Here is a 24100-nt window from a genome sequence, read left to right on the forward strand (position 1 = left end):
AAGATGAACAAGCCTTTCATTTCGCTGTGCCCTGAAATTACTCGTGCGCACGCGCTGACGTTGATGGATTGGTTGGAGGATGAGCGCGTTACCTGCTATCTGAGCGATTCACGCGATGTCTCTCGCTCCATCGAGCAAGTCATCGATCGAACTCAATTGCCGATCCTGACCCATCTGTTCAACCGGGGCGGCCGATTTTTCATGGCCTATGACCGGCATGACGCGCCGGTGGGCTTTGTCCGTCTGATCAAGACCGGCTCCAATTGCGAGATAGTTCTGGTCATCGGAGACAGCGACAAATGGGGCCGAAACCTTGGCGCTCGCACCATCCGCGAAGGCATGAAACTGGCCTTCCTCGACATGCGGGCCGAGAAGCTCATCGCCAAGATCCACCCGGACAACACGCGCTCGCTGAAAGCCTTTCAGCGCAGCGGCTTTCTGCTTGAAAGCGAAACGCCGACATTGAAATCATTTTCCATGACGGCCGGGCGCTATCTCCAGTTATTGCGCGAAGGTACCGTTGCCGACTCCACTGAGATCTACATCACCGAAATCGACAAGGCCAGGCTCGAGAGCCTGATCGCGCTCGAGCAAGGCCCGGCCGTTTTTGAACTCGAACATGAGCTTGAGCGAGCCATTGTCGTCAAGCCGCAGCAGGTTGCACGCAATGTGGTCACGATGAACTCCAAGGCCTTGCTGCAACTGGACGACGAAGAGATCGAAGTGGCCTTGGTCTACCCGGAAGACGCGGACAGCAACGCAGGGAAGCATTCCGTTTATTCCGATATAGGCGCCGCCATCCTTGGCTATCAGGAGGGGGACACCATCGACTGGCGGATTTCTGATCGGACCCGCCGGATTGAGATCAGGAAAGTGCTTTACCAGCCGGAGGCTGCGGGCGATTTCCACCTATAGTTGCGTCTTTCCCTCGGTGTTCACCCATCAGACGCGAGGACTCCCCAAAGGACAGTGCCTCACGTTCTGTGCCTGAACGGCTCGTTGTGGGGTCAAGGGTGGGCGCGGAGCCAGTTGCGAAAGCAGGAGTCGGTAGAACGGATCTAGCCGGCTCCTACGACAATTTGAATTCTCTAAGTCGACAGATTCCCGTAATCCCCCAAATCAAATTACCACCACCGGTCACGGAGGGCGGCGCCTACAGCATTGAAGAGCAAATAGGAAACTGACTAATTTAATGCTTGCGGCCTCCTCCCAAGACCGAAAGCACCGCCGCCGACAGTGATCACACTGCGACCTTTCTTCTTTTTCTTTTTTGGGCTGAATAAGAGTCGCAGGCATCTGGCTCTGGCGGCACCAGCCAGGTCACAAACCCTCATGCCTTCAGGGCCTTTGCACGTGTCGAGATGTTTGCGTAAGCGCTTAAATTCTAGATCTAGGTGATGCAAGCCGGCGCCCTACCCTCGTTCATCCGTTGCCTCAAGAACGACAACCACAGCGAACTGGTCCGTGATTCGCTGAACCATGGTGCTCAGTGCCAGGTTATCGTCTGTCGCATCTGCGGAAGCGATCACGTATTCGGCAGGCAAATCCAACTTCGCGCTTTCCGCCACAGCATCCAATCAATGCCGCCCTTGACCCGATGGGCAAAGGTCGGACAAGTCGCCCGCAACCGGGCAACAACAGGGTTTAATTTCATTAGGGAGAAACTCCGGGCAGAAAAAAGCCCCGCTTGTGCGAGGCTCCTCTGAAAAACTGTTATCGCCAGCCTGAAGAATCTGAAACCTCTCCTAGAGCATTCTCAGGATTGCTTACAGACTGAACGTCAACAGTCTGCGATGTTTTTTGGGGCTGTAAAAGTTCCTTTTCTTCCGGTTGCTGGTCACTCTCTTGGGGGTATTTGGAGTCAGCCCGATATGAAACAAGTGCCATTAAAATCTTCATCGACTCAAGTCCTGCCATCCCCCCCGCCAACTCAACAGGCTGCGCATTAACATCTGGCGACTCCCGTTGTCGCTGTAAGCGCTCCTGAGTTTCCAACTGCCGAACGCTCTCACGGTAAGCCTTGTAATCAAGTGCGTAGGGTGCCGCCATCATGCAAATCTGCGCAGCTACCAAACCCGCAACCCCGCCCGCCAACACATTAGCCCAGAAGATAGGAATGCGACCACGGAAACGCAGGATCAGCACTGTGAGCGCTGACCCAACCCAGACAAATAGCTGAAATGGGATAGAAGCTATTGCAAGTGACTCCCAGTCTTCCCAATTGAGCAAGACCCACAACGTCTGTAACACCGATAACTCTCCAAAATCTAAACACCAAAGAAACCCAAAGTCCTTTGGATTTCCTTTTCAACCGAGCAGCAAACTGAAGCGCCCCTTATTTTGTAGAGCATTGAATGACTGCTTCTGGCCGAAAACAGTCGTGATCCAACGCGATCTGAATGCTGCTCTAGCCAGAGAACCAAGACACTACATAGCACACAAAGCACCCACTCAAGCCTTATTCAAACGCAGTACAAAACCACGCAAGTGAGTCAGTGCTGCCATTTGAGGGTCAAGCCCACGAAGAGTAGTTGTCCGCTGGCTGCCATCAGGAAGATAAACGACCAAGTCGTCTCCATGAACAATGTAATGGCTGGTGTACGTCGCACCTTCGTGCTCAAAACTAATTTCTTCTTCCATGCCCACTCCCGAATTAAAGACCGTTCAAACGTGCGGTCAATAGTTGCCTGTCTGCATCATCATCCAGCACATGCATTCTGCGGTGGCAGTTGGGGCAAAGCGCAGCAGTGTTCTCCACCGTATCGGCCCCGCCTTTTACAAGCCAAACAATGTGGTGCGTCTCCAGAAAAGGGGCTCCGTCTTTCTTGTTGAACGGTGCAGCTTCTTGGCACAAGTCACACCGCCCCTTAGATCTGCGCTTGGCATGCTCCGCGACCCAGGCTGAACGTTGATGCTGGATAACTTTGGCACTGCGCTTTCCGACACTGATCCGCCCCTGTCGCCGAGCAAGCGCCTCCACCTCCGCATCACTCAACTTACGAGCCTGCTTCTCCTTCACCTGGTTTAGCTGTTGCAGCGTGGAATCTGATATGGCCGGCAGAGCACCTGACTTCAGGCGAAGCGGGAATATCCATACAGAGCGCTCCCGCCCCTTAACGTCAGGCTGCCTCTCCTGATAAGGCTCATCAGCCAGCTCCACCTCAGCCATGTAGGTATAGGTTTTAGCAGTGAATACCTCGAACAGATGCACGGATACGCCGTTGGCACGAGACTCATTCAGCGTTCTGTTTTGGTTAAATTCCAGCGACTGATCACCCTGCTGACCCATACCGGTGTAGTGCAGCACATCATTAACCCAGCGATCGTCATAAATGGACGCCACATGGTTCGAAACGATGACGAGGGTGTTAGTACGATTTGAGCGGCGCATCCCACCTTGCGGACTGCATTGAAACAACTGCGTCAGATCGTCGTTATTGAGATTAGAGCCTGGGACTGGAGGAACAAAATTAACCATATGTTCGGATGATCTCTTCAGCAATTGGAACATCAGCAGGAGCAAGGTCGTATTGCAGCAATTCGCAAGGGCTTACCCACTCGACCAGGTCATGTACCTGCAGAACAAATTGGGTGGATTGCAAAACGACGCTGACGGCGATCAGTTCGATCGTGCCGCCGGGATAGGTATAAATCGAAGAAGTGAGAATCTCGCCGGCGTCGGACTCAACACCCAACTCTTCAAGTAGTTCGCGGGTGATACAGTCCTGCGGTGTTTCGCCATGCTCAAGCTTGCCGCCAGGAAACTCCCACATGCCTGCCAGCTTCTGGCCTGGAGCTCTGCGTGTGATAAGAATTTTCCCGCCGAGATGTACGACCGCGGCAGCTACTGGTGCTTTCATAGCGCGATTCCTTATCGCCAAGTCAGAAAGATCCGTAGGAACGAAGGGAAAACATCTTAGCCGAGAACCATCACCAGTCCGCACTCCGAGAAGGGAAATTCTCTTCAGTGCGATGCCAAAAACAGGCGAGTTGCGGAAGTGATCTAAAAAACTGCGGAAGTGATTGCCCAAATCCCAGGCAATAAAAAACCCCGTAGACGTTAATCTACGGGGTTTTCAAGGGTGGAGGCCGAGGTCGGAATCGAACCGGCGTAGGCGGATTTGCAATCCGCTGCATAACCATTTTGCTACTCGGCCCCAAATGTCCAATGCCTGAAAAACAACACTGGCCACATACAAACTAGAACGGTTTTCGAGATCAACCTCATCTCGCAACTCTTTGATTTCTAAAGAGTTTTTCCGTTTCCTCGCTGAGGAATGGTCGCAATTATGGACATGTTTTCCATTCCTGGCAACTCCTATTCGATATTTTTTCTGCCGGGCTGTTTCTACAGGTTTCCGGGCGGGCAAATACGCCTCGAAGTCGCCGACGGGGCTGGATGATTGCATAAATCAAGTCCGATAGCTCGCCCTTGCCTGTTCCTCGCTCACCTACCCGATCGGGTTATGGCGTGTGTGCAGCCGCTCGCGGACAGTAGCGCCAACGGCTCGACCCGGGCTCCTCCCATCAGGTTCAAGGCGGAATTCCAGCATGCGTACAGCATTCCCTGCGGTGTTTGGCGTGGTTCTGATAGTGGCGGCGGCCTGGGTGCAGGCCGAGGAGCCCGCTAGCAAGACGCTACGGCTGTACAACTGGTCGGACTATATCGGCGAGAGCACCCTCGCCGGCTTCGAGAAGGCCAGCGGCATCAAGGTGATCTACGACACCTTCGATTCCTATGAAACCGTCCAGGGCAAGTTGCTGCCTGGGCGCTCCGGCTACGATCTGGTGGTACTCAATGCGGCGCTGGTGCCGCCCTTGATCAAGGCGCGGGTGTTCCAGCCGCTGAACAAGCAGTGGTTGCCCAGTTGGCAGAATCTCGATCCCCAGGTGCTGACAAGCCTGGAGAACTACGACGCCGGGGTGCAGTATTCGGCGCCCTATACCTGGGGCAGCAATGGGGTGACCTATAACGTCGACAAGATCCGTGAGCGGATGCCGGACGCGCCCATCGGTTCCCTGGCAATGCTGTTCGATCCCAAGGTGGTGTCGCGCTTCGCTGATTGCGGAGTGACGCTGCAGGACTCGCCCACGGACATTCTGCCGCTGGTGCTGGCCTGGCTGGGGCGCAATCCCAACAGCGCCGAGCCCGCAGACCTCAAGGCCGCGCAAGATGCCTTGATGGCCATACGGCCCTATATCCGCAAGTTCGACTCCACCAGCTACCTCAATGGCCTGGCCAATGGCGACCTGTGCCTGAGTGCGACCTGGTCCGGCGATTACGCCACCGCCCAGGCCCGGGCCAATGAAGCGGGGGCACCGGTCAAGCTCGACTATTTCATTCCCAAAGAAGGCTCGCTGATCTGGTTCGACAACTTCTACATTCCCGCCGATGCGCCGAATGTGGCCAATGCCCATGCCTTTATCGAGTACCTGTTGCAGCCGCAGGTGATGGCCGAGGTCAGCGACTACATCCGCTATGCCAATGCCAACCTCAAGGCCACCCCGTTGCTCGCTGCCGAGGTGCGTGACAACCCGGCGATCTACCCCGATGCCCAGACCCGGGAGCGACTGTTCACCCAGAAAATCCAGTCTCCCGCCAGCACCCGCCTGATCACCCGCACCTGGAACATGGTGAAGATCGGCAAGTGATCCATGCCTACCCATTCCACGGACGTTGCGTCCAATGGTTCAACCCGAGGTGAAGCCCATGGCCATCCAACCCGAAGCCTTTTTTCAACAGTTCGACGACCCACAACTGGTGGCCGCCGACAAGGCCCATTACATGCACGGCTTTCATATGTTCGACGAGCACCGCGAGCAGGGCTCGCTGAACATCGCTGCCGGTGACGGTGCCTATATCTATGACACCGCCGGCCGGCGCTACCTGGATGCGGTCGGCGGCATGTGGTGCACCAACATCGGCCTGGGCCGCGAGGAAATGGCCGAAGCGATTGCCGATCAGGTACGGCAGTTGGCCTACTCCAATCCGTTCTGCGACATGGCCAATGTCAGCGCCATCCAGCTCTGTGAAAAACTCGCCAGCCTGGCACCGGGGGACCTGAACCACGTGTTCCTCACCACTGGCGGCTCCACTGCAGTAGACACCGCCTACCGCCTGGTGCAGTTCTATCAGAACAGTCGTGGCAAACATGAGAAGAAGCATGTGATCTCGCGGATCAATGCGTACCACGGCTCGACCTTCCTGACCATGTCCATCGGCAACAAGGCCGCCGACCGAGCTCCCGAATTCGACTTCATGAGCGACCTGTTTCACCACATCTCCTGCCCCAACTACTACCGTGCCCCGGCAGGTATGAGCGAGGCGGACTTCCTCGATTTTCTGGTGGCCGAGTTCGAGGACAAGATCCTCACCATCGGCCCGGACAAGGTGGCCGCCTTCTTCGCCGAACCCATCATGGGCTCAGGCGGAGTGATCATTCCGCCCGAGGGCTATCACCGGCGGATGTGGGAAATCTGCCAACGCTACGACCTGCTGTATGTCGCCGATGAGGTGGTGACCTCGTTCGGTCGCCTGGGCACCTTTTTCGCCTCCCAGGACGTGTTCGGCATGCAGCCGGACATCATCACCACCGCCAAGGGCCTGACCTCGGGCTACCTGCCCCTGGGGGCCTGCATTTTCTCCGAACGCATCTGGCAGGTGATCGGCGAGCCGGGCAAGGGCCGTTGCTTCACCCACGGCTTCACCTACAGCGGGCACCCAGTCAGTTGCGTCGCGGCGCTGAAGAACATCGAGATCATCGAGCGGGAAAACCTGCTGGCCCATGTCGAGGAGGTGGGGGTCTACATGGAGCAACGCCTGCAGACCCTGGCGCAGTTGCCCCTGGTCGGCAATGTACGCTGCAAGCGGCTGATGGCCTGCGTCGAGTTCGTCGCCGACAAGCACAGCAAGAGCCTGTTGCCGGAGGCCCTGAACATTGCCGAACGCATCCACCTGCGAGCCCAGGCCAAGGGCTTGCTGGTGCGTCCCATCGGCCATCTCAACGTCATGTCGCCACCGTTGATCATCACCCGTGCGCAGATCGACGAAATCGTCGATACCTTGCGCGAATGCATCCTCGAGGCCGCCGCCGAGCTGCGCCGTGACGGCCAGTACCTGGGTTGATGAATCGACAACGGGCACCGACAGCACTGCAAATCGGGGTCTTACCCGGCCTGCGCCCGGCAGTTAAACTGCCGGGCATGAGCGCATCTGCCAATCCCCCCAACGCCCCACTCGCCCTCGATGCCCTGCAGGCCTGGCATGCCGGCTTGGCCAAGGCATTCGAGAGCGTGGACGATGAGGCCTTCCTCAGCCATCTGGCGGCAGCGCTGAATGCCCTGACCCCCATCGAATCCATGATGATCAGCCTGGAACGCAAAGGCTTGCCACCCCAGTTGCTGCATGAGCAAGGCATTGTCGGCGCGTACCGCGACGAGATCATCAACCGCTATTTCTCCCGCGGTTACCTGCTCGACCCCTTTTGCCTGGCGGTGGAAAACGGTCTGGCGGAAGGTTTCTACCACCTCTCGGAAATCGCCCCGGACGACTTCTTCGCCAGCGAGTACTACAAGACCTACTACCTCAAGACCGGGGGCGCCGAAGACAGTTACTACATCGTCGACCTCGACCCGCACAGCAAGATTTCCCTGTGCATGTTCCAAGGCTTGAGTGGTGCACGCTTCGCCAGCGAACCCTTGGCGCTACTGCGGGCGGTGGAGCCGCTGGTGCGCGAGCTGATCCGTCGTTTCGGCAGTGCCGGCGGCCTGCAGCAACTGGTGCGACACGCGACTCAGGGTTCGCTGCCGGCCCTGGCTCCGGCCGACCTCAACCAACAGATCGAAGCCGCCTTCATGAGCTTCGGCACTCCGCTACTGACGGTGCGTGAACGGGAGATCGCCCACCTGATCCTGCGCGGTCACTCGGTGAAATCCACGGCCAAGGTGTTGGAAATCTCTCCGGAAACCGTGCGCATGCACCGTAAGAATCTCTATACCAAGCTGGCCATCAGTTCCCAGGCGGAGCTGTTTTCGTTGTTTATCGACTGGCTGACCCAGCGCCCTCAAGCCCCCGCCCATTGAGCCGACGGGTGTGTCCAGCTCGCCGCCGACTCGGAAACGTCGTCAGGTCCCGGAAATCGGACCAGGGCCTGCACAGCTTGTGCAGGCCCTTTTTTCCTCAGTGCATCAGTGATGCGTTCAACGGGCCGCCCAGGCGTTGAAGCGCTGCTCCAGCTCCTCGCCATGGTCGACCCAGAACGCCGCATCCACCGCCCGCGCGCCCCGCAGGTTGGCCTCGTAGGTCGGCAGTTGCTGCTGCACCGCCTCAGGCAACAGGGGCAGTGCCTGACGATGCACCGGTCCATAGGGAATGTTCTGCGAGAACACCTTCTGCGCCTGGGGCTGGCTGGCGAACAGGATGAAATCTTCGGCCAGGGCCTTGTTCGGCGAGCCTTTGACTACCGCCCAGTACTCCGGGTCGTAAAGGCTCTGGGGCCAGAGGATACTCAACTGCATGCCCTCCTTCTGGGCCATGGCAATGCGTCCGTTGTAGGCCGCGCTCATCACCACATCACCGGCCACCAGCCATTGCGGAGGTTGCGCCCCGGCTTCCCACCACTGGATGTAGGGCTTGATCTGATCCAGCTTGGCGAAGGCCCGGGTCACGCCTTGCGGGGTGTTGAGCACCTGATACAACTGGGCCGGCGCCACACCGTCCGCCAGCAGGGCGATTTCCAGGGTGTACTTGGCGCTCTTGCGCAAACCGCGCTTGCCGGGGAAGTCCTTGAGGTTCCAGAAGTCGGCCCAGGACCCGGGCGCCTTGGCCAGCTTTTGCGGAGCAAAGGCCATGACCATCGACCAGACGTAGGTGGCCACGCCGCACTCGCTCAGGGTGCCCGGGACGAACTGCGCCGGATCACCAAAGCGAGCCAGGTCCAAAGGTTCGAACAAGCCCTCGTCACAGCCGCGCAACAGCTCCGGGCTCTCCACTTCGACCACATCCCAGCTGGTCTTGCCGACATCGACCATGGCCTTGATCTTCGACAGTTCACCGTTGTACTCCCCCGCCACCACCCGGGCCGCCCCGCTCTGGTTGAAGGGTTGGAAATAGGCTTTTTCCTGAGCCTGTTTGGTGGCTCCGCCAAAGGAAATGACGGTGAGATTCTGCGGTTGGGCCCAAGCCCCGGTGCACAGCAGAACCCACGACAATGCAACGCCGCAACGCAAGGTGTTGGACATAAAACCCATCCTCAAGAAAGCCGGCTCGCCCGCACGAACCCGCACAGCAGGAGCCTGGAAGCGACCGTATTCACGGGCGGTACTGCACCAGGCACTACGAGTCTTGGTCAGCGGTGCAAGGCGCCTGGCAGCACAGGCCAGGTAGCCGGATCGTCACCGTTGCGGGCTCTGTGGCCCCGTTCGCTTGGAGTGTTTGCAACCGGTCCGGGGTGAGCGGACGCGGTCTTGCTCGAATGGCGGTTCATCGCTTGCTCCCTGTTGTTTTTGTAGGAAGAACAAATCGATCGGCAGTGCATCGCCGCAGGCGCCCGTGGCAGTCGGGCAGGCGTATGCAGGGGTTCATTGTTTCCATAACCCGGAACGTTGCGAAACGAGGTTTTTGTGAGGCACAGGCAAGGGAAAAGCTGCTTTGCGGGAAGCTGCTGCAGGTTTTCGCAGGGATCATCAGCCCTGCAGCGAACGCCGCAGGACAGGCAAACAAAACACCCCGCAAGCGCCTAACGCTTGCAGGGTGCAATGGCCGGTCATGTGCCGGCAGGCTTGAGCATCAGTCCAGCACGACCAGCAACCCCGAGATCACCCCGATGCCCATCACCGCGGAGAGCAGCATGCTGCTGGAGACCTCCGTCTCATAGGTCTTGTAGCGCGACGCCAGGATGAAAACGTTAACCGCCACCGGCAACGCCGCCATGATCACCGCAATCTTGATCAGAAAGTCGCTGAGGCCAAACACATACCGGGCGGAAACGAACACCAGCACCGGCAGCACCACCACCTTCAACAGTGCCAGCGACAGGGCGTCGCCCTTGATCAGGCTCTGATTGCGATGCACGGCAAAGGCGGCGCCCAGGGCTACCAGGGCCAAAGGCCCGGTGGCGTTGGTCATCTGCGTGGCGAAAATCTGCAGCGGACTGGGCAACTGCCATTGCAGGACAATGAACAGCACGGCCAGCAGCACCGCCAGGATCAGCGGGTTGGTGACAATGGAGCGGGTCGTGGTGAGCAGCACGCGGCCGATATCCGGCTTGGCCTGCACCTCCTGTTGCGCGGTGAGCTCCATGATCAATGCGCCACCCGCCAGGATCACCAGGTTGTCGGCCATGGTGATCATCAACGTTGGCAAGGCCGCCTCATCGCCAAAGGCCATGACCATCAGGGGCAACCCCATGTACCCCACCACCCCCGAGATGGACGACAACCCACGCAGGCCGGCTACGCGCCCATTGCCGCCCCAGATCAGCCAGCCACCTACCGCAGCGATGATGAAGGTCACCAGGCAAGCCAGGTAGTAGGCGCTGAGCAGCCCCCAATCCAGCTCGCCATGGTCCCGAGTGCCCAGGGTCTTGATGAAAATGAAGCATGGCAGGAACAGCCAGAACACGACGCCCACCAGGCCCTTTACCGTTTCCTTGCCGATGACCCCGATCCGCACTATCCAATAGCCGGCGAAGATCATGGCAAACAACGGCATCACCACCGTAAAGACCTTATCCATGAGCAGCATGCCCCCGAACAATCCACCGTTCGGCATACTGCGCCAGTTGCCGGGGGGTGTAGGTCGAGGCGCGGTAGAAATCCATCACCCCGCCCATGACCCGCCGATAGTGGGACTCGATGTCCTTCATCGAGGCCCGCATCTCCACTTTCAGGCTCTCCACTATGGGCCACAGGTCCGCATCGGCCATCGTCGCCACATTCAGCCCTGCCGTTGAATAGTGTCTCAGGGCCTGGCGAATGGTTTGCGGATGCAGGCCGACATAGTTGACGAAGTAACTCTTCTCATCCTGAGTTTCAAGAAAGTCCGGAATATTCAGAACACCGTAATTGGAAAGTGTTTCCAACTTGCCACTCACCGGCCGATAAACACTGGGCACTTGCAAGAAGGCGTCTTCACACTGATGAGCTGCATCGATCAACTTATCCAGATCAAGTTCACAGGAGCCCAGACTTATATTATTGGTCTTGCACAACTTGATCACTTGTTCCAAGGGCGCAATACCCGATCTATTGCCAAAACCGGCGAGCGCCCCTTCAACCATCTGAAAGCCCGAGTGAATGGCTTGCATGGTATTGGCAAGGGCCAGTCCGTTGTCGTTATGGGCATGCAGGCAAAACACCAGCCGGGGGTAATCCTTGACCAGCTTCGAACACAGCCACTGGGTCACATGGGGCTGCAGCGAGCCCACCGAATCGTTGATCCTGATGATCTCCACCCCCAGGCTGGCAGCCCAGTCGATTTGCCGGCAGATTTCGCCATAGCGCTGCTCAGACACGCCCTGGCGAAAATTATTGAGCACGCTGGCCTTGAATCGGACGGCACCGATGCTGCGGAACGCTTCGATGGCCCGCTCGAACTCCCGCTCGCCCTGCCTGTAGGTGATCATGCCGAAGCTGAACACGGTGTCGGCGATCCACTGGCGATGTTGCTGGCGGGACTGGAAGTAAGCGAAAGCAGTCTCCCAGCAGTTGAGCAGAATGATGAAGGTGGCGCGGGTATCGGCGGGCAGTTCATGGGCTTCCCGGGCCTGATGCAGACGGTCCCAGACCAGCGGCTCTTCAGGCCCGCAGCCCACCACGAAATCTCTCAAGCCTGCTGCTGCCATGGACTTGAGAAGCGCCACCTTGGCGTCCACGGAAATGGGAAAGGCCGTGCGTTCAATTCCTTCCCGAAGGGTTTCATCCACTAGATAGGGGACCGAATAATCACGATAGCGAATTCCACTTTCAGCCGTCATTGTCCTGCTCCTTGGCGGTTCGATTATTGTTATACCCACTTAGGTTTAAACCTTGAACAACTCCAATAACCGCCACACCATATAACACCAACTAAAAAACACAACCTAAGACAATCCTTAAAAAATCCAGAAACAAACAATGACAAATAAACAGAAAAAAGTGCCTTGACACAAACCCCATAAAACAAAAGAAAAACAATACTCCGCTTTAAATAAACACCCGTTTCAACTTCAATATTTCAGTCTGCAAACAACCGACATTTTTCGCACCCACTCCCTCACCTTGAATCCCCCCTTTGCCCGGGCCTGGCCCAACCCAGCCTGCCGGCCAACCTCAGGGAAGGCTAGAATCCCTGCACCTTCCCCATGCGATTCGACGAGACCCGCTCATGAGCTTCGATTTCGATACCCTGCATCCGCGCCAGGGCACCGGCAGCACCAAGTGGAGCCGCTACCCCGAGGACGTCCTGCCCATGTGGGTGGCGGACATGGACTTTGCCGTGGCAGACAGCATTCTCCAGGCCTTGCACCAACGCCTCGAGCACCCGCTGCTGGGCTACAGCGTGGCCCGGGATGAACTGCGCGAAGCCGTGGTCGCCGACCTCTGGAACAAGTACGCCTGGCGCGTGCAGCCCGACGAGTTGATCTTCCTGCCCGGGGTCGAGCCCGGGTTCAACATGGCCCTGCACGCCTTCGTCCAGCCCGGGCAAACAGTGCTGGTACAGACCCCCAACTACCGCCCGCTACGCATGGCCCCGGACAACTGGCGCCTGGACAAGGTCGAAGTGCCGTTCCAGCTCACCGAGCAAGGCACCTATGTCACCCCCATGGACGCACTGCGTCAGGCCTTGCAAGGTGCTGGCGCGATGCTCCTGAGCAACCCCCACAATCCCTTGGGCAAGGTCTTCCCCCGGGAAGAACTGCAAGCCGTGGCCAACGCCTGCCTGGACCAGGGCGCACTGATCATTTCCGACGAGATCCATGCCCAGCTGTGCTTCGATGGACGCCGGCATATTCCTACCGCGTCCCTGAGCCCGGAGATCGCCCGGCGCACCATCACCCTGATGTCGGCGAGCAAGGCCTACAACATCGCCGGGATGAAGACCTGCTTCGCCATCGTCCAGGACCCGGCCACCCGCCTGGCCTTCAACAACGCCCGCGCCGGCATGGTGGACAGCGTCAGCCCCCTGGGCCTGGAGGCGACCCAGGCCGCCCTGACCCACGGCGGCCCATGGCTGCAGGCGCTGCTCGGCTACCTGCAGGACAACCGCGACTACCTGCTGCACGCGGTGCAGACCCGCCTGCCGGGCATACGCATGCATGCGCCCCAGGGCACTTACCTGGCCTGGCTCGACTGCAGCGAGCTGGGGCTGGACGATCCCCACGGCTATTTCCTCAAGGAAGCCAAGGTCGGCCTCAGCGCCGGACTCGAGTTCGGTGACGACTGCGGGCAATTCGTGCGCCTGAACTTCGGTTGCCCCCGTGCCTTGCTGGAAGAAGGCATCCAACGCATGGAGCAAAGCCTGCAGCGACGCTGAGCCAGGCGGCTCGGAACCCTCGCCGGGACCAGGGCCCGCCAGCCTCTGTACCGCAGCCGATCAGCGGCTGCGGCCATCAGGTCGACGCAGACGCCAGCTCAGAAGGACAGCGGGTAGCTGACGATCAGCCGAGTCTGGTCGAAGTCACTGCTGAAGCTGCGCCGGGTGGTCGCGTTGTTCAGCCGCAGGTTGAGGTTTTTCAGACGGCCGCTTTGCAGGGTGTAGCCCAGCTCGGTGTCCCGCTCCCACTCCTGACCGTCGTTGCCGACCCGGGTCGTGGCACTGTCGCCACGGCCATAGCGCACCATGGCCAGCAACCCGGGAATGCCGGCGGCGGCAAAATCGTAGTCGTAGCGCAGTTGCCAGGAACGCTCGCCGGCATTGCTGAAGTTGCCGTTGAACATGTCGTTGCCCAGGGTCCGTCCACTGCTGCCGTAGACCGACATCCACGGGCTGTCACCGCTGACTTTCTGCCATCCCAGGTACAAGGCATGTCCAGCACGGGAGGCAGAAAACAGGCCATAGGCGGTGTGGCTGTCGACCTTGCCGATGCGCGCGCGACCCTCCTCGCGGTCGATGAAATAACCCAGGTTGGCCCCCAGCACCCAGTCGCCTACCGGCTGCTTATGCAGCACGTTGAAGTAGCTCTGCCGATAGATATCCTCCAGCTGCGAATGCCAGACACCCAACAGTGTGCGCTGCTGATTGAAGCGGTACTCGGCACCGCCATAGTTGAAACCGTCGGACTTCACCCCGGGGGCCGCCCAGGCCGCAAGGTCCTGCATGTCCGAAGAGTCGCGCAGGCTGACCGCACGGTATTGCCCGGCCTGCAGGCCCAGCCCGGAGATCTCCCGGGACACCAGCATCGCCCCGCGAAAGGTCTGGGGCAGCAGGCGTCCGTCGTCATAACGCAGCAATGGAACATCCGGCAGCAACTCCCCCACCTTCAGTTCAGTGGCCGAAATCCGAGCCTTCAAGGCCGCCCCGGCGCGCCCGAAGTTGTCGGCCGCCCGCCCGTCATCGTGCACTGGCAGCAATTGCGAGCCACTGACCCCACGGCCGCTGTCGAGCTTGAGACCGAACAAGCCAATGGCGTCCAGACCAAACCCCACGGTGCCCGGGGTGTAGCCGGAACTGAACTTGAAAATAAAGCCCTGGGCCCACTCCTCCACGTGCCCCTTGGGCGCATCGTGATCGCGAAAGTCCCGATTGAAGTAATAGTTGCGCAACAGCAGATCGCTCCGGGCGCCCTCGACAAATCCACTGTCATCGGCCCAGCAGGCGCCACACAGTCCCAGTGACAAAGAGGCCCCGAACAAGGAGCGGCAAAGCATTGGCTGACGGTCGTTCATTATTATTGTTCTCCGTTTTTTTGGCGCAGCCGTACCCCGACAGGCCGTTGCCGGCCCGTGCGTCAAGGATGCGCAGAAAACCCGGCCAGGACGGCCGGGGGTCATTCAGGGCGCGGGGTCAAAAGGGATACTGACGCGGCCGATGCTGCAGGCTGATCCACTGATCCCGGGTGAACTCGTCGATGGCCCAGTCGCCGTTGAAACGGCCCAGCCCGGAGTTCTTCTCGCCCCCGAACGGCGCATTGGCTTCGTCGTTCACCGGTACATCGTTGATATGGGTCATGCCGGCCCGCACCTGGCGGGCAAAGTTCACCCCACGCTCCAGGTTGCGGGTAAACACGGCGCTGGACAGGCCGAACTCGCTGGCATTGGCCAACTCCAGGGCATGGGCTTCATCCCGGGCCCGCAGCAGCCCCACCAGAGGCCCGAAGATTTCATTGCGGGCCAGATCCATGTCGGCGCGAACCTCGCCATACACATGGGGCGCCAGCAGGTTGCCGCTGACTCCGCCTTCGTACAGCGGCTCGGCCCCCTCTTCCCGGGCCAGGGCGATCTTGTCCTGCAAGCCTTGCAGTTGTCGGGCATTGATCACCGGGCCGATCACCGTTTCCAGCGATTGCGGATCGCCGACCTTGAGCTGCCTGACCCGCGCCACGAAGCGCTCGGCAAAGGCGTCATACAGCGACTGGTCAACGATGATCCGGTTGATCGCCATGCAGATCTGCCCCTGGTGCAGGAACTTGCCAAACACCGCGGCATTCACCGCTTGCTCAAGGTCGGCGTCGTCCAGCACCACGAACGGGCTGTTGCCTCCCAGCTCCAGGGCCACAGGCTTGAGGTGCTCGCCGCCACTGGCGATACGGCCTATGCCGCGCCCCACCGGAGTCGAGCCGGTAAAGGTGATCAGGGAAGGCACCGGGTGCTCGACGAAGGCATCGCCGATCTCGCTGCCGGCCCCCACCACCACACTGAACACCCCGGCGGGCAAGCCGGCCTCTTCGAAGATCCGCGCCAGCAACAGGCCACCGCACACCGGCGTATCACTGGCCGGCTTGACCACCACCGCATTGCCCAAGGCCAGGGCCGGCGCGATGGATCGCTGGGTCAGGTGCAGCGGGAAGTTCCACGGGCTGATTACCCCCACGACCCCCAGGGCGCTGCGATAGACCCGGCTTTCCTTGCCCGGGACATCGGACTCGACAATTCGCCCATGAACCCGCGCCGGAAACGACGCCGACTCCAGGGTGATGGCCCGCGCCGCGCCCCACTCGGCCAGCGCCTTGATTCGGGTACTGCCGGATTCGCGAATGATCCAGTCGACGATCTCTTCCTGGCGCTGGTCGAAGATCGCCACCGCCCGATGCAGCACCGCCGCCCGCTCCGACGGGCCGAGCGCGGCCCATTGCGGCTGCACTTGCGCGGCTTTCGCGTAGGCGGCATCCAGGTCACTGCGGTTGGCCTGGACCACTTCCAGCAACAACGAACCGTCGAACGGATTGCTCACTGCCAGGGTTTTGCCCGCAGCGCCGATGCGCCAGGTTCCGGCGATGGGTTGCAGATGCAGATCGCAATAGACAGCTTTGGAATCGCTCATGACACACCTCTTCAAATAACAGCAGTCAAATAACAGCAATCAAATACCCCTGTTTGCGGCGGCTGATCCCTCCCCCAACCGCAGGAGCCGGCTTGCCAGCGAAAGCGTCCTCAAGCCCCACACAAGGCTCGCGCGCCCTTCGCCGGCAAGCCGGCTCCTACATTCGGGCTTCGATCAGGCGCAGCAGCCCGAGCAGGGTTTCGTTGTGGGGCACGGCAATACCGGCCTGCCGTGCCCGAGCCAGCACCTCACCGTTGATCGCGCCGATCTCCGTCGCTCTGCCGGCCAGCACGTCCTGCAACATGGACGGCTTGTGATCCCGGTGATTGGCCATGGCGAACGCCACCGAGTCCAGGCAACGCTGCTCATCCACCGCCACCCCGGCCGCCCGAGCCACCGCCAGCACCTCCAGGACCATGTGCCTGGCCAGGGCTACGCCCTCGGGCGCGGCTCCCAGTTGCCCCACCGTACAACCACTGGCGGCGCACAGGCTGTTCAAGGCGGCGTTGAACGCCACCTTTTCCCAGATCGAGGTCCAGACGTCCCGGTCCACCCGGCATTGCAGTCCCGCGCCATCGAGCACCTGGGCAACCTGTCTGGCGCCCCGAGACGTCCCCCCTTCCAGCCCCAGGACCCGGACCACGCCCTCACCATGGGAGCGCACATGCCCAGGCCCCAACAGATCGGCGGGCCAGTTGGTCATGCCGATCAGCACCCGTTCCCGGGCGACGTGACGGCTGACCGCCTCGGCATTGCCCAGGCCGTTCTGTAAGGTCAGCACCAGGGTTTGCGCGCCGATATGGCCAGCCGCGCTGCGCAATGCACGCTCGGTATGCAGGGTCTTGGTGAACACCAGCAACAGATCCGCGTGCCCGGGGGCCTGCTCCGGACGGCACGCCGCGAGGCCGTCGATGCGCCGGTCGCCGCTATCGGTCTCCAGGCGCAAGCCCTGGCGGCGGATGGCCTCAAGGTGCCGCTCGTCAATATCCAGCAGCCTGACCTTCTGCCCACTTTCCGCCAGCAGGCCGCCGAACAGCGAGCCCATGGCGCCCGCTCCCAGGATGGAAATATTCATCGAATTGCCCTTCTCAAGATCATTGTTCACCGGCCAGGCCCTCCCTGTGTGGCGAGGCACTTATGCCGCCCCCGGCCTGCGCCGGGGAATGTGCCGACGCACGATCAGCAGGGCGATCAGGGCCAGCACCATCACCGAGCCCAGCAACGTCAGGTAGCCCTGTGCCCCGCCCTGAGTGATCACCGTGGCGCCGGCGAAGGCACTGAGAATCGCTCCAAGGCGGCCAAAGGCCAGGGCCGAGGCGGTGCCAGTGGCACGTACCCCAGTGGGATAGATAAAGGCACACAGGGCATACAAGGTGGATTGCACGGCGTTGACGAACAGGCCATGCACGCCGATGCCGAAAATCAGCAAGCTGGTGTTCTGGTGGATGTCCACCGCCTGCAAAGCGAAGGCGCTGGCCGCGCCCCCGGCGCAACAGATCGCCAGCGGCCAGAACGACCCCCAGCGGGTCATGGCCACCGCGCAAACCAGCGCCCCGATCACCCCGCCCAGGTTGTAGGCGGTGAGGCCGGAGCTGGCCACCGCCAGCGGCAGCCCCGTGGACTGCAGCATGGTGGGCAACCAGCTGAAAGCGCTGTAGACCGCAGTCAGGCACATGAAGAACGCCACCCACACGGCCAGGGTGTCGCGGCCGTAGCCGATGGCGAACAAGGCACGAAAACCACCCTGCTGCTCGCTCTTCTGCTCCAGGGCATCGGTATAGCGAACGCCCTCGGCCATGGGCCGCCCCATGCGCCCCAGCAAGGCGCTCAACTCACCCCAGCGCTGGGGCCGACGGGCCAGGAAACGTGGCGATTCCGGCAGTGTCGCCAAGAGCAAGAAACCGAAGACGATGGGCAGGCTGCCGCCGAGGAAAAACAGTGTGCGCCAGCCATACACCGGCAACACCTGGGAGGCGAACAAGCCGGCGAGCATTCCGCCCAGGGGTACGCAGACAATAGTGGCGGTCACCGCCAGGGTACGGCGGCGCGCCGGGGTGAACTCCGCGGTCATGGTGGTGGCACTGGGCAATGCCCCGCCAATGCCCAGCCCGGCGATAAAACGCAGCACGGCCACCGCCAGCGCATCCGGTGCCAGGCCAATGGCACAAGTCGCGGTACCGAACACAAAGACGCTGGCGATCACCGCCATGCGCCGTCCGAACCGGTCGGCGAACAGACCGGCACAGGCACTGCCAATGCCCATGCCGATCAGCCCGGCTGCCACCGCCGGCGCGAAGGCTTCGCGGGTGATGCCCCACTCCTTGATCATCAGCGGTATGGCAAAGCCGATGAGCTGCCCGTCGAAGCCGTCCATGACGATGGACAGCGCGGCCAACAGCACCACAATCTTCTGCATGCGGGTATAGGGGCCCTCATCCAGCAAGGTGCCGATATCGGCGTTGCCGGATACGGGACGCACTGGCAGGGAGGCTCCCCCCAGCACTTGGCTGACGGATGTCGTGTTCATAACCACCTCTTTTTTATTGTTGTGGTGTATCCGCAGGCTTTGTACGAAAAGCCTCGATACTCGGTGATGCTGCGTTGAAAACGGCTGGCGCCGCCGGGCCCCGTGACCGGCGGCGATGGCACCCTCAGGGTTCGATGGTCAGGGTCGGCACCTCGATCAGCACCGGGCGCTTGCCGGCCAGCGCTGCGCTGAAAGCCTCGGCGAATGCCTCACGGGTCGTGGCCTGCACGGCGTGCACGCCATAACCGCGGCCGATGGCGCAGAAGTCCAGGCCGGGCACATCCAGCCCCGGTGCGTCATCGACCTGCAGGACATCGGCGAACCAGCGCAAGGCGCCGTAGGTGCCGTTCTTGAGGATGATGAACACCACCGGAATCTGGTACTGGGCCGCGGTCCACAGCGCGGTGATGCCGTAGTTGGCCGAGCCGTCGCCGATGATGCCGATCACCCGACGCTCGGGGCGGGCCAGTTGCACCCCCACCGCCGCCGGCAGGCCAAAACCCAGGCCCCCTGCCGCCGGAAAGAAATAGCTGCCGGGCTCGCTCATCTCCACCCGCTGCCAGAAGGCGCCCACCGTGGACGTGGACTCCTTGACGTAGATCGCATCCCTGGGAGCCAGCTCGTTGATCACATCGAACACGGTTTCCGGACGCAGCAACCCGCCCTGTTCCTGGATCGGCGTTGGCCGCGCCAAGGCCTGGGGCGGTTGGCGATCGCTGTCCGGCAAGGCCCAGACCAGGGCCTGCAGGGTTTCGGCGATGTCCCCCACCAGCGCATCACCCATGGGCGCCCGGGCCGCTTCACCGGCATCGCAGGTGATGTGCAGCAACTGCGTGCCGTCGGGCAGGTAGTCTCCCGGCGCGTACTGGTGATAACGGAACACCGGGGCGCCCACGACCAGGATCAGGTCATGGGCGGCCAGGCAGCGGCTGATGCCGGCAATGGCCGCCGGCAGCACCCCGCGAAAACTCGGGTGGCGGGTTGGAAACGGGCAACGGGACGCGGAAGGCGCCACCCAGGCCGTCATCCGCAGTTTCTCCGCCAACTGCACCGCCAGCGCGTTGCTCTGGCTGCCGTCCACATCCGGCCCCAGCACCAGCACCGGGTTGCGCGCCGCCACCAGGCGCTGCACCAGGCTGCGCAGTTGCGCCGCCGAAGGCAGCCCGGCGCTAGCCACCTGGCGCCGCGCCAGGTGCTCGACTCCGGCCGGTGCGGCGCGGGCCCAATCGTCATAGGGAATCGACAGATACACCGGGCCCTTGGGCGCCTGGTTGGCCAGGTGAATGGCCTGGCTCAAGGCCCGAGGCACGTCCTCGGCACAGGCCGGTTCATGGCTCCACTTGACCAGCGGCTTGGGCAACTGCGGCGCATCGACGTTGGCCAGCATCGCCTCGACACCGATCATCGACCGCACCTGCTGGCCGGCGGTGATCACCAATGGGCTGTGGGAGTACCAGGCATTGGTCAGCGCGCCCATGCCATTGCCGGTGCCGGCGGCCGCATGCAGGTTGACGAAAGCCGGCTTGCCACTGGCCAGGGCGAAGCCGTCGGCCATGCCCACGACGGCGCCTTCATGCAGGCCGAGGATGTAGCGAAAGTCTTCGGGAAAGCCCTTGAGAAAGGGCAACTCGTTGGAACCCGGATTGCCGAACACGGTGGTCAGGCCCTGTTGCCGGAGAATGTCGTAGGAGGCGCTATGGACGGTTTGCATAAAGACCCTTGCCGCTGCTTTTTTAGAATTTGAGTGACTCTTGCAGCCGCCGCCAGATTGATCAAATTGATACTATCTCTATCAAAAATAAGACCCGTCTATATCAGTGAGGCACCATGAGCCACATCGATCTGAACCTGATCCGCACCTTCGTCACGCTCTACGAGGCCCGCAGCGTGACCCTGGCTGCCGAGCGCCTGTTCGTCACCCAGCCCTCGGTCAGCTACGGCCTGGCACGGCTGCGGGAGCTGTTCGACGATGCCCTGTTCAGCCGCACCCGCGACGGCATCCAGCCGACCCATCTGGCCGATGAGCTGTACCGGGGGTTCAGTGAATCCCTGACGCGGATTGAAAATGCCGTGCACAGCACCCGCCGCTTCGACCCGGCCACCACCGAGCGGCGCTTTCGCATTGCCCTTTCGGACCTGGGGGAAATGGGCTTTCTGCCGCTGATCCTGGCGCGTCTGAACCGCGAGGCGCCGGAGGCCGAAGTGGAGGTGCTGCCCTTGCAGGTGGACCAGGCCGGGGACTGGTTGAGCAGCGGCAAGGTGGACGCCCTGATCTGCCGCAAGAACGTGCCCGGGGCCCGCAGCCAGGTGCTGATTCGCGAACGTTACGTGTGCCTGCTCAGCGATCGCCATCCACGGATCGACGAGCTATTGAGCCTGGAGCAGTTCCTCGCCGAGCGGCACATCGCCGTGACCCGGGCCACCGGCCACGGCAGCGTCGAAGACGTCCTCAAGCAGATGAACCTGCAGCGCCGGATCAGCCTGCATGTGCCGCACTTCTCGGTGCTGCCCAAGGTCTTGCCCGGCACCGAGCTGCTGGCGGTACTGCCGGCGCAGATCGCCCGGCTGTTCACCCTGGAGGGCGGCCTGAAACAGCTTGAACTGCCGTTCCCGGTGGGCGAGTTCGAAGTGTCCCTGCACTGGCACCCCAACAGCGACAGTTCCGCCGCCCTGCGCTGGTTCTGCCAGACGGTGGCCGGCGCCATCATCGACGGTCAGATGTGAGCCCAGCGCAGGGAATCAACTGCGAAACGGATTAGGCTCCATCAGAACGTCAGGCAGATTTTCCCCAGGTGCGCGCCCGAGGCTTCATGAGCGAAGGCCTTGGCGATCTCGGCCAGGGGGAAGGTGCTGTCGATGATCGGCTTGATCCCCGTCGCCTCCAGGCCACGAATCATCTCCACCTGGTGCTGGCGACTGCCGACGATCAGGCCCTGCAGGCGCTGCTGCTTGGCCATCAGCGCCGCGGTCGGCACCGGTCCGGCCCAACCGGTGAGCACGCCGATCAGGGCAATATGCCCGCCGATGCGGCAAGCGGTGATGGACTGCGGCAAGGTGCCCGGGCCGCCGACTTCCACCACATGGTCGACGCCTCGGCCGCCAGTCAGTTTGAGCACTTCGTTGCCCCATTCAGGCTGGGTGCGGTAGTTGAGGGTGTGGTCGGCGCCCAGCTCACGAACCTTGGCCAGCTTGGCGTCCGACGAAGAGGTGGCAATCACCGTAGCGCCCATGGCCTTGGCCAGTTGCAGGGCGAAGATCGACACGCCGCCGGTGCCCAGTACCAGCACGGTTTCCCCGGCCTTGAGCCCGCCGTCCACCACCAGCGCACGCCAGGCCGTGAGACCGGCGGTGGTCAGGGTCGCCGCTTCGGCATGGCTGTAGCCCTTGGGCGCATGGGTGAACCAGTGGCTGGGCTGGATCACCACTTCACGGGCATAACCGTCGACGCCATCGCCCGGGGTGGTGCTGAAGTCGGCAATCGCCGGGCCGCCATCGTGCCAATGGGGGAAGAAGCACGACACCACCGCATCACCGACCTTGAACTCGCTGACGCCCTCGCCCACCGCCTCCACCACCCCGGCGCCGTCGGCCATGGGAATCCGCCCATCGGCGGTGGGCAGCGCGCCGGTGACCACGGCGTAGTCGTGGAAATTCAGGGAACAGGCATGCAGACGCACGCGGATCTGCCCGGCGCCGGGTTGCCCGGGATCGGCCAGTTCCACGATTTTAAGGTTGTCCAGGGATGCCGGCAGGCTGAGCTTGATGGCTTGCATGGGATGCTTCTCCACAGATCGATAATCATCAGGGGGCTAACCCTACCACCAATACCGGCTATCTGTAGCCGCTGCCGAAGGCTGCGAACGGCTGCGCAGGAGACGCAGGTTTTCAGTGCCGCTAGAGGCTCGGCTCGGGACTGCCAAGCAAGGCCCTGCGGGCCTTTGCGCAGCTTCGCGGGCTCAGCAGCGGCTACAACGCTCAGCGAGTTCCGGCGTGCTCCGCCCGCCTGGCTCGCACAAAACACTGCTCGGTCACCGCCGCGCCCCACTGCTCGCCCACCTGCTCCTGCACCAGGACGAAACCCTGTTGCTCATACAGCGTGCGCGCCGCATCCAGACCCTTGAAGGTCCACAAGCGGGTGGCTGTAAAACCCCACTGATCACAGAACCCCAGGGCCTCGACCAGCAGCCGTCGGCCCAAACCCTGGCCACGCGCCGAATCATCGAGGATGAAGCAACGCAGGATCGCCTCGCCGTCCGCGCCCTCCCCGTCAATGGCGATGGAACCAACAATCCGCTCACCCTGCAGCGCCACCCAGACCTGATTGCGCGGGTTGTGCAAACGTCCCATCAGCTCAGCCATGTCCGTTGCCACCAGGCTTTCAAAGGCCTGGCCGAAACCGGCGCGGGCGGCGTAGTAGCAGGCATGCATTTCGGCAATACGGCCAATCACCCCCGGTCTATAGCCACGAGCGATGGACCAGCACGCGGGCGGCTCGGGCGCCTCGCCCAGGCGCACCGCACGCAGTGCCCGGGCGTAGTCGGCGATGCCCGTCGAGGCGCAAAGCTGCTGGTCCGCGCTCAGGTGCACCAGGGCTGCGGCCACCTGGGCCTGGGCAAAACGGTCGATACCGCTCAGGGTCTGGCGTCCCTGGGCGGTGAGGTGCAGGCGCTTCGAGCGGGCATCCTGTGCATCGGCCTGTTCGCGGATCTCGCCGGCCTCCACCAGCTTGCGCACCAGACGACTGACGCTGGATTTTTCCAGCCCCAGCAGCGTCACCAGATCGCCAGCGGTCAAGGCATTGCCCTGGCCGATCTCCAGCAACGCATGCACTGCCGAGGGCGAGTAGTCGGTGGCGGCCAGGGTGCTGTGCATGAAGCCCAGCTCACGGACCATCTGCCGGGAAGCCTGGCGCAATTGCGGGATGAAACCTGCGGATGGGCTCGACATAAAGGTGACCTCTCTCGTGGAATATTTAGTTGTAACCTACAACTACATGACCAACAAGCCGCGCGTGCTAAGGCCCTGGCCGGCAGCGATAAAAACTTGAGCGCCCACTAATGAGAAGCATTACCATAAACACCCTTTTCGCTCGCCTCGGTCCCGGAACCCCTATC

At 61.5% G+C, this 24100-nt stretch carries 20 protein-coding genes and 1 tRNA gene; 6 read left to right on the top strand and 15 right to left on the bottom strand.

Annotation, left to right across the window (positions count from 1 at the left end; genetic code table 11):
- The first annotated feature begins 3 nt into the window (after positions 1-3).
- Positions 4-915, top strand: coding sequence for a bifunctional GNAT family N-acetyltransferase/nucleoside diphosphate kinase regulator (locus KHO49_RS16790; RefSeq protein ID WP_213665397.1), 912 nt, complete (start codon positions 4-6; stop codon positions 913-915).
- A gap of 798 nt (positions 916-1713) precedes the next feature.
- Here the strand turns inward: KHO49_RS16790 and KHO49_RS16795 are convergent.
- From KHO49_RS16795 to KHO49_RS16815, 5 genes are all read right to left on the bottom strand, one after another.
- On the bottom strand, positions 1714-2250 hold the full coding sequence (locus tag KHO49_RS16795; protein ID WP_110652724.1) for a hypothetical protein: 537 nt from the start codon (positions 2248-2250) through the stop codon (positions 1714-1716).
- A 201-nt stretch (positions 2251-2451) separates the two neighbouring features.
- Positions 2452-2640 (bottom strand): hypothetical protein, encoded by a 189-nt coding sequence (locus tag KHO49_RS16800; RefSeq protein WP_146232962.1) that lies wholly within the window; start codon positions 2638-2640, stop codon positions 2452-2454.
- Positions 2641-2653: 13 nt separating this feature from the next.
- Positions 2654-3523 carry an HNH endonuclease gene (locus KHO49_RS16805; RefSeq protein ID WP_249735665.1) on the bottom strand — a complete coding sequence of 290 codons (870 nt, stop codon included), beginning with the start codon at positions 3521-3523 and terminating at the stop codon, positions 2654-2656.
- Positions 3471-3860, bottom strand: a complete 390-nt coding sequence (locus tag KHO49_RS16810; RefSeq protein ID WP_110652726.1) for a (deoxy)nucleoside triphosphate pyrophosphohydrolase — start codon at positions 3858-3860, stop codon at positions 3471-3473. The genes KHO49_RS16805 and KHO49_RS16810 overlap by 53 nt, the downstream gene beginning before the upstream one ends.
- A 223-nt stretch (positions 3861-4083) precedes the next feature.
- Positions 4084-4157 (bottom strand) — tRNA-Cys (locus KHO49_RS16815).
- A 394-nt stretch (positions 4158-4551) separates the two neighbouring features.
- On the opposite strand from KHO49_RS16815, the gene KHO49_RS16820 reads away from it, so the two are divergent.
- The 3 genes from KHO49_RS16820 (at position 4552) to KHO49_RS16830 (ending at position 8082) form a co-directional block, all read left to right on the top strand.
- Entirely contained in the window at positions 4552-5652 is a 1101-nt protein-coding gene (locus KHO49_RS16820) for a polyamine ABC transporter substrate-binding protein (RefSeq protein ID WP_213665398.1), read from the top strand.
- A gap of 58 nt (positions 5653-5710) precedes the next feature.
- Positions 5711-7126 (top strand): aminotransferase, encoded by a 1416-nt coding sequence (locus KHO49_RS16825; protein WP_110652769.1) that lies wholly within the window; start codon positions 5711-5713, stop codon positions 7124-7126.
- Positions 7127-7203: 77 nt separating this feature from the next.
- Positions 7204-8082: a response regulator transcription factor gene (locus KHO49_RS16830; RefSeq protein WP_213665399.1), complete on the top strand. Its 879-nt coding sequence runs from the start codon at positions 7204-7206 to the stop codon at positions 8080-8082.
- 117 nt (positions 8083-8199) lie between these two features.
- Here KHO49_RS16830 and KHO49_RS16835 read toward each other — a convergent pair whose 3' ends face one another.
- The 3 genes from KHO49_RS16835 to KHO49_RS16845 form a co-directional block, all read right to left on the bottom strand.
- Positions 8200-9240 (bottom strand): gamma-aminobutyric acid-binding protein, encoded by a 1041-nt coding sequence (locus KHO49_RS16835; RefSeq protein WP_110652729.1) that lies wholly within the window; start codon positions 9238-9240, stop codon positions 8200-8202.
- A 547-nt stretch (positions 9241-9787) separates the two neighbouring features.
- Entirely contained in the window at positions 9788-10735 is a 948-nt protein-coding gene (locus KHO49_RS16840) for an AEC family transporter (protein ID WP_213665400.1), read from the bottom strand.
- Positions 10728-11975: a hydroxymethylglutaryl-CoA lyase-like TIM-barrel protein gene (locus tag KHO49_RS16845; RefSeq protein ID WP_213665401.1), complete on the bottom strand. Its 1248-nt coding sequence runs from the start codon at positions 11973-11975 to the stop codon at positions 10728-10730. Before KHO49_RS16845 ends, KHO49_RS16840 begins: the two co-directional genes overlap by 8 nt.
- 389 nt (positions 11976-12364) lie before the next feature.
- Here KHO49_RS16845 and KHO49_RS16850 point away from each other — a divergent pair, with 389 nt between their 5' ends.
- Positions 12365-13513 (top strand): MalY/PatB family protein, encoded by a 1149-nt coding sequence (locus KHO49_RS16850; RefSeq protein WP_213665402.1) that lies wholly within the window; start codon positions 12365-12367, stop codon positions 13511-13513.
- Between the two features lie 98 nt (positions 13514-13611).
- Here the strand turns inward: KHO49_RS16850 and KHO49_RS16855 are convergent, their stop codons facing one another.
- The 5 genes from KHO49_RS16855 to mdlC all read right to left on the bottom strand — a co-directional run bounded on the left by KHO49_RS16855 (position 13612) and on the right by mdlC (position 20697).
- The gene (locus KHO49_RS16855) at positions 13612-14865 is read right to left on the bottom strand and encodes an OprD family porin (protein ID WP_213665403.1); all 1254 of its coding nucleotides are present in this window, start codon (positions 14863-14865) and stop codon (positions 13612-13614) included.
- Positions 14866-14983: 118 nt separating this feature from the next.
- Positions 14984-16459, bottom strand: coding sequence for an aldehyde dehydrogenase family protein (locus tag KHO49_RS16860; RefSeq protein WP_170003641.1), 1476 nt, complete (start codon positions 16457-16459; stop codon positions 14984-14986).
- Between the two features lie 157 nt (positions 16460-16616).
- A complete protein-coding gene (locus tag KHO49_RS16865) occupies positions 16617-17534 on the bottom strand; it encodes a ketopantoate reductase family protein (protein ID WP_213665404.1) in 918 nt (305 codons plus the stop codon).
- A gap of 60 nt (positions 17535-17594) precedes the next feature.
- Positions 17595-18986, bottom strand: coding sequence for an MFS transporter (locus KHO49_RS16870; protein WP_110652735.1), 1392 nt, complete (start codon positions 18984-18986; stop codon positions 17595-17597).
- Positions 18987-19110: 124 nt separating this feature from the next.
- Positions 19111-20697: a benzoylformate decarboxylase gene (gene mdlC / locus KHO49_RS16875; protein ID WP_102880222.1), complete on the bottom strand. Its 1587-nt coding sequence runs from the start codon at positions 20695-20697 to the stop codon at positions 19111-19113.
- Between the two features lie 116 nt (positions 20698-20813).
- Between mdlC and KHO49_RS16880 the strand changes: the two genes are divergently transcribed.
- On the top strand, positions 20814-21710 hold the full coding sequence (locus KHO49_RS16880; protein ID WP_102880221.1) for a LysR family transcriptional regulator: 897 nt from the start codon (positions 20814-20816) through the stop codon (positions 21708-21710).
- 41 nt (positions 21711-21751) lie between these two features.
- On the opposite strand, the gene KHO49_RS16885 is transcribed toward KHO49_RS16880, so the two are convergent.
- Positions 21752-22759, bottom strand: coding sequence for a zinc-dependent alcohol dehydrogenase family protein (locus tag KHO49_RS16885; protein ID WP_213665405.1), 1008 nt, complete (start codon positions 22757-22759; stop codon positions 21752-21754).
- Between the two features lie 202 nt (positions 22760-22961).
- Complete coding sequence (locus KHO49_RS16890; protein WP_110596548.1) at positions 22962-23933, bottom strand: bifunctional helix-turn-helix transcriptional regulator/GNAT family N-acetyltransferase; 972 nt, start codon at positions 23931-23933, stop codon at positions 22962-22964.
- Positions 23934-24100 lie beyond the last annotated feature (167 nt).

This window comes from Pseudomonas sp. RC4D1 (assembly GCF_018390395.1).
Lineage (GTDB): Bacteria > Pseudomonadota > Gammaproteobacteria > Pseudomonadales > Pseudomonadaceae > Aquipseudomonas > Aquipseudomonas danubii.

What these genes read in the sequence shown, in the direction of transcription:
- KHO49_RS16790 (WP_213665397.1), top strand. Translation starts at nt 4, where the DNA reads ATGAACAAGCCTTTCATTTCGCTGTGCCCTGAAATTACTCGTGCGCAC.
- KHO49_RS16800 (WP_146232962.1), bottom strand. Translation starts at nt 2,640, where the DNA reads ATGGAAGAAGAAATTAGTTTTGAGCACGAAGGTGCGACGTACACCAGC.
- KHO49_RS16810 (WP_110652726.1), bottom strand. Translation starts at nt 3,860, where the DNA reads ATGAAAGCACCAGTAGCTGCCGCGGTCGTACATCTCGGCGGGAAAATT.
- KHO49_RS16820 (WP_213665398.1), top strand. Translation starts at nt 4,552, where the DNA reads ATGCGTACAGCATTCCCTGCGGTGTTTGGCGTGGTTCTGATAGTGGCG.
- KHO49_RS16825 (WP_110652769.1), top strand. Translation starts at nt 5,711, where the DNA reads ATGGCCATCCAACCCGAAGCCTTTTTTCAACAGTTCGACGACCCACAA.
- KHO49_RS16830 (WP_213665399.1), top strand. Translation starts at nt 7,204, where the DNA reads ATGAGCGCATCTGCCAATCCCCCCAACGCCCCACTCGCCCTCGATGCC.
- KHO49_RS16835 (WP_110652729.1), bottom strand. Translation starts at nt 9,240, where the DNA reads ATGTCCAACACCTTGCGTTGCGGCGTTGCATTGTCGTGGGTTCTGCTG.
- KHO49_RS16840 (WP_213665400.1), bottom strand. Translation starts at nt 10,735, where the DNA reads ATGGATAAGGTCTTTACGGTGGTGATGCCGTTGTTTGCCATGATCTTC.
- KHO49_RS16845 (WP_213665401.1), bottom strand. Translation starts at nt 11,975, where the DNA reads ATGACGGCTGAAAGTGGAATTCGCTATCGTGATTATTCGGTCCCCTAT.
- KHO49_RS16850 (WP_213665402.1), top strand. Translation starts at nt 12,365, where the DNA reads ATGAGCTTCGATTTCGATACCCTGCATCCGCGCCAGGGCACCGGCAGC.
- KHO49_RS16855 (WP_213665403.1), bottom strand. Translation starts at nt 14,865, where the DNA reads ATGAACGACCGTCAGCCAATGCTTTGCCGCTCCTTGTTCGGGGCCTCT.
- KHO49_RS16860 (WP_170003641.1), bottom strand. Translation starts at nt 16,459, where the DNA reads ATGAGCGATTCCAAAGCTGTCTATTGCGATCTGCATCTGCAACCCATC.
- KHO49_RS16865 (WP_213665404.1), bottom strand. Translation starts at nt 17,534, where the DNA reads ATGAATATTTCCATCCTGGGAGCGGGCGCCATGGGCTCGCTGTTCGGC.
- KHO49_RS16870 (WP_110652735.1), bottom strand. Translation starts at nt 18,986, where the DNA reads ATGAACACGACATCCGTCAGCCAAGTGCTGGGGGGAGCCTCCCTGCCA.
- mdlC (WP_102880222.1), bottom strand. Translation starts at nt 20,697, where the DNA reads ATGCAAACCGTCCATAGCGCCTCCTACGACATTCTCCGGCAACAGGGC.
- KHO49_RS16880 (WP_102880221.1), top strand. Translation starts at nt 20,814, where the DNA reads ATGAGCCACATCGATCTGAACCTGATCCGCACCTTCGTCACGCTCTAC.
- KHO49_RS16885 (WP_213665405.1), bottom strand. Translation starts at nt 22,759, where the DNA reads ATGCAAGCCATCAAGCTCAGCCTGCCGGCATCCCTGGACAACCTTAAA.
- KHO49_RS16890 (WP_110596548.1), bottom strand. Translation starts at nt 23,933, where the DNA reads ATGTCGAGCCCATCCGCAGGTTTCATCCCGCAATTGCGCCAGGCTTCC.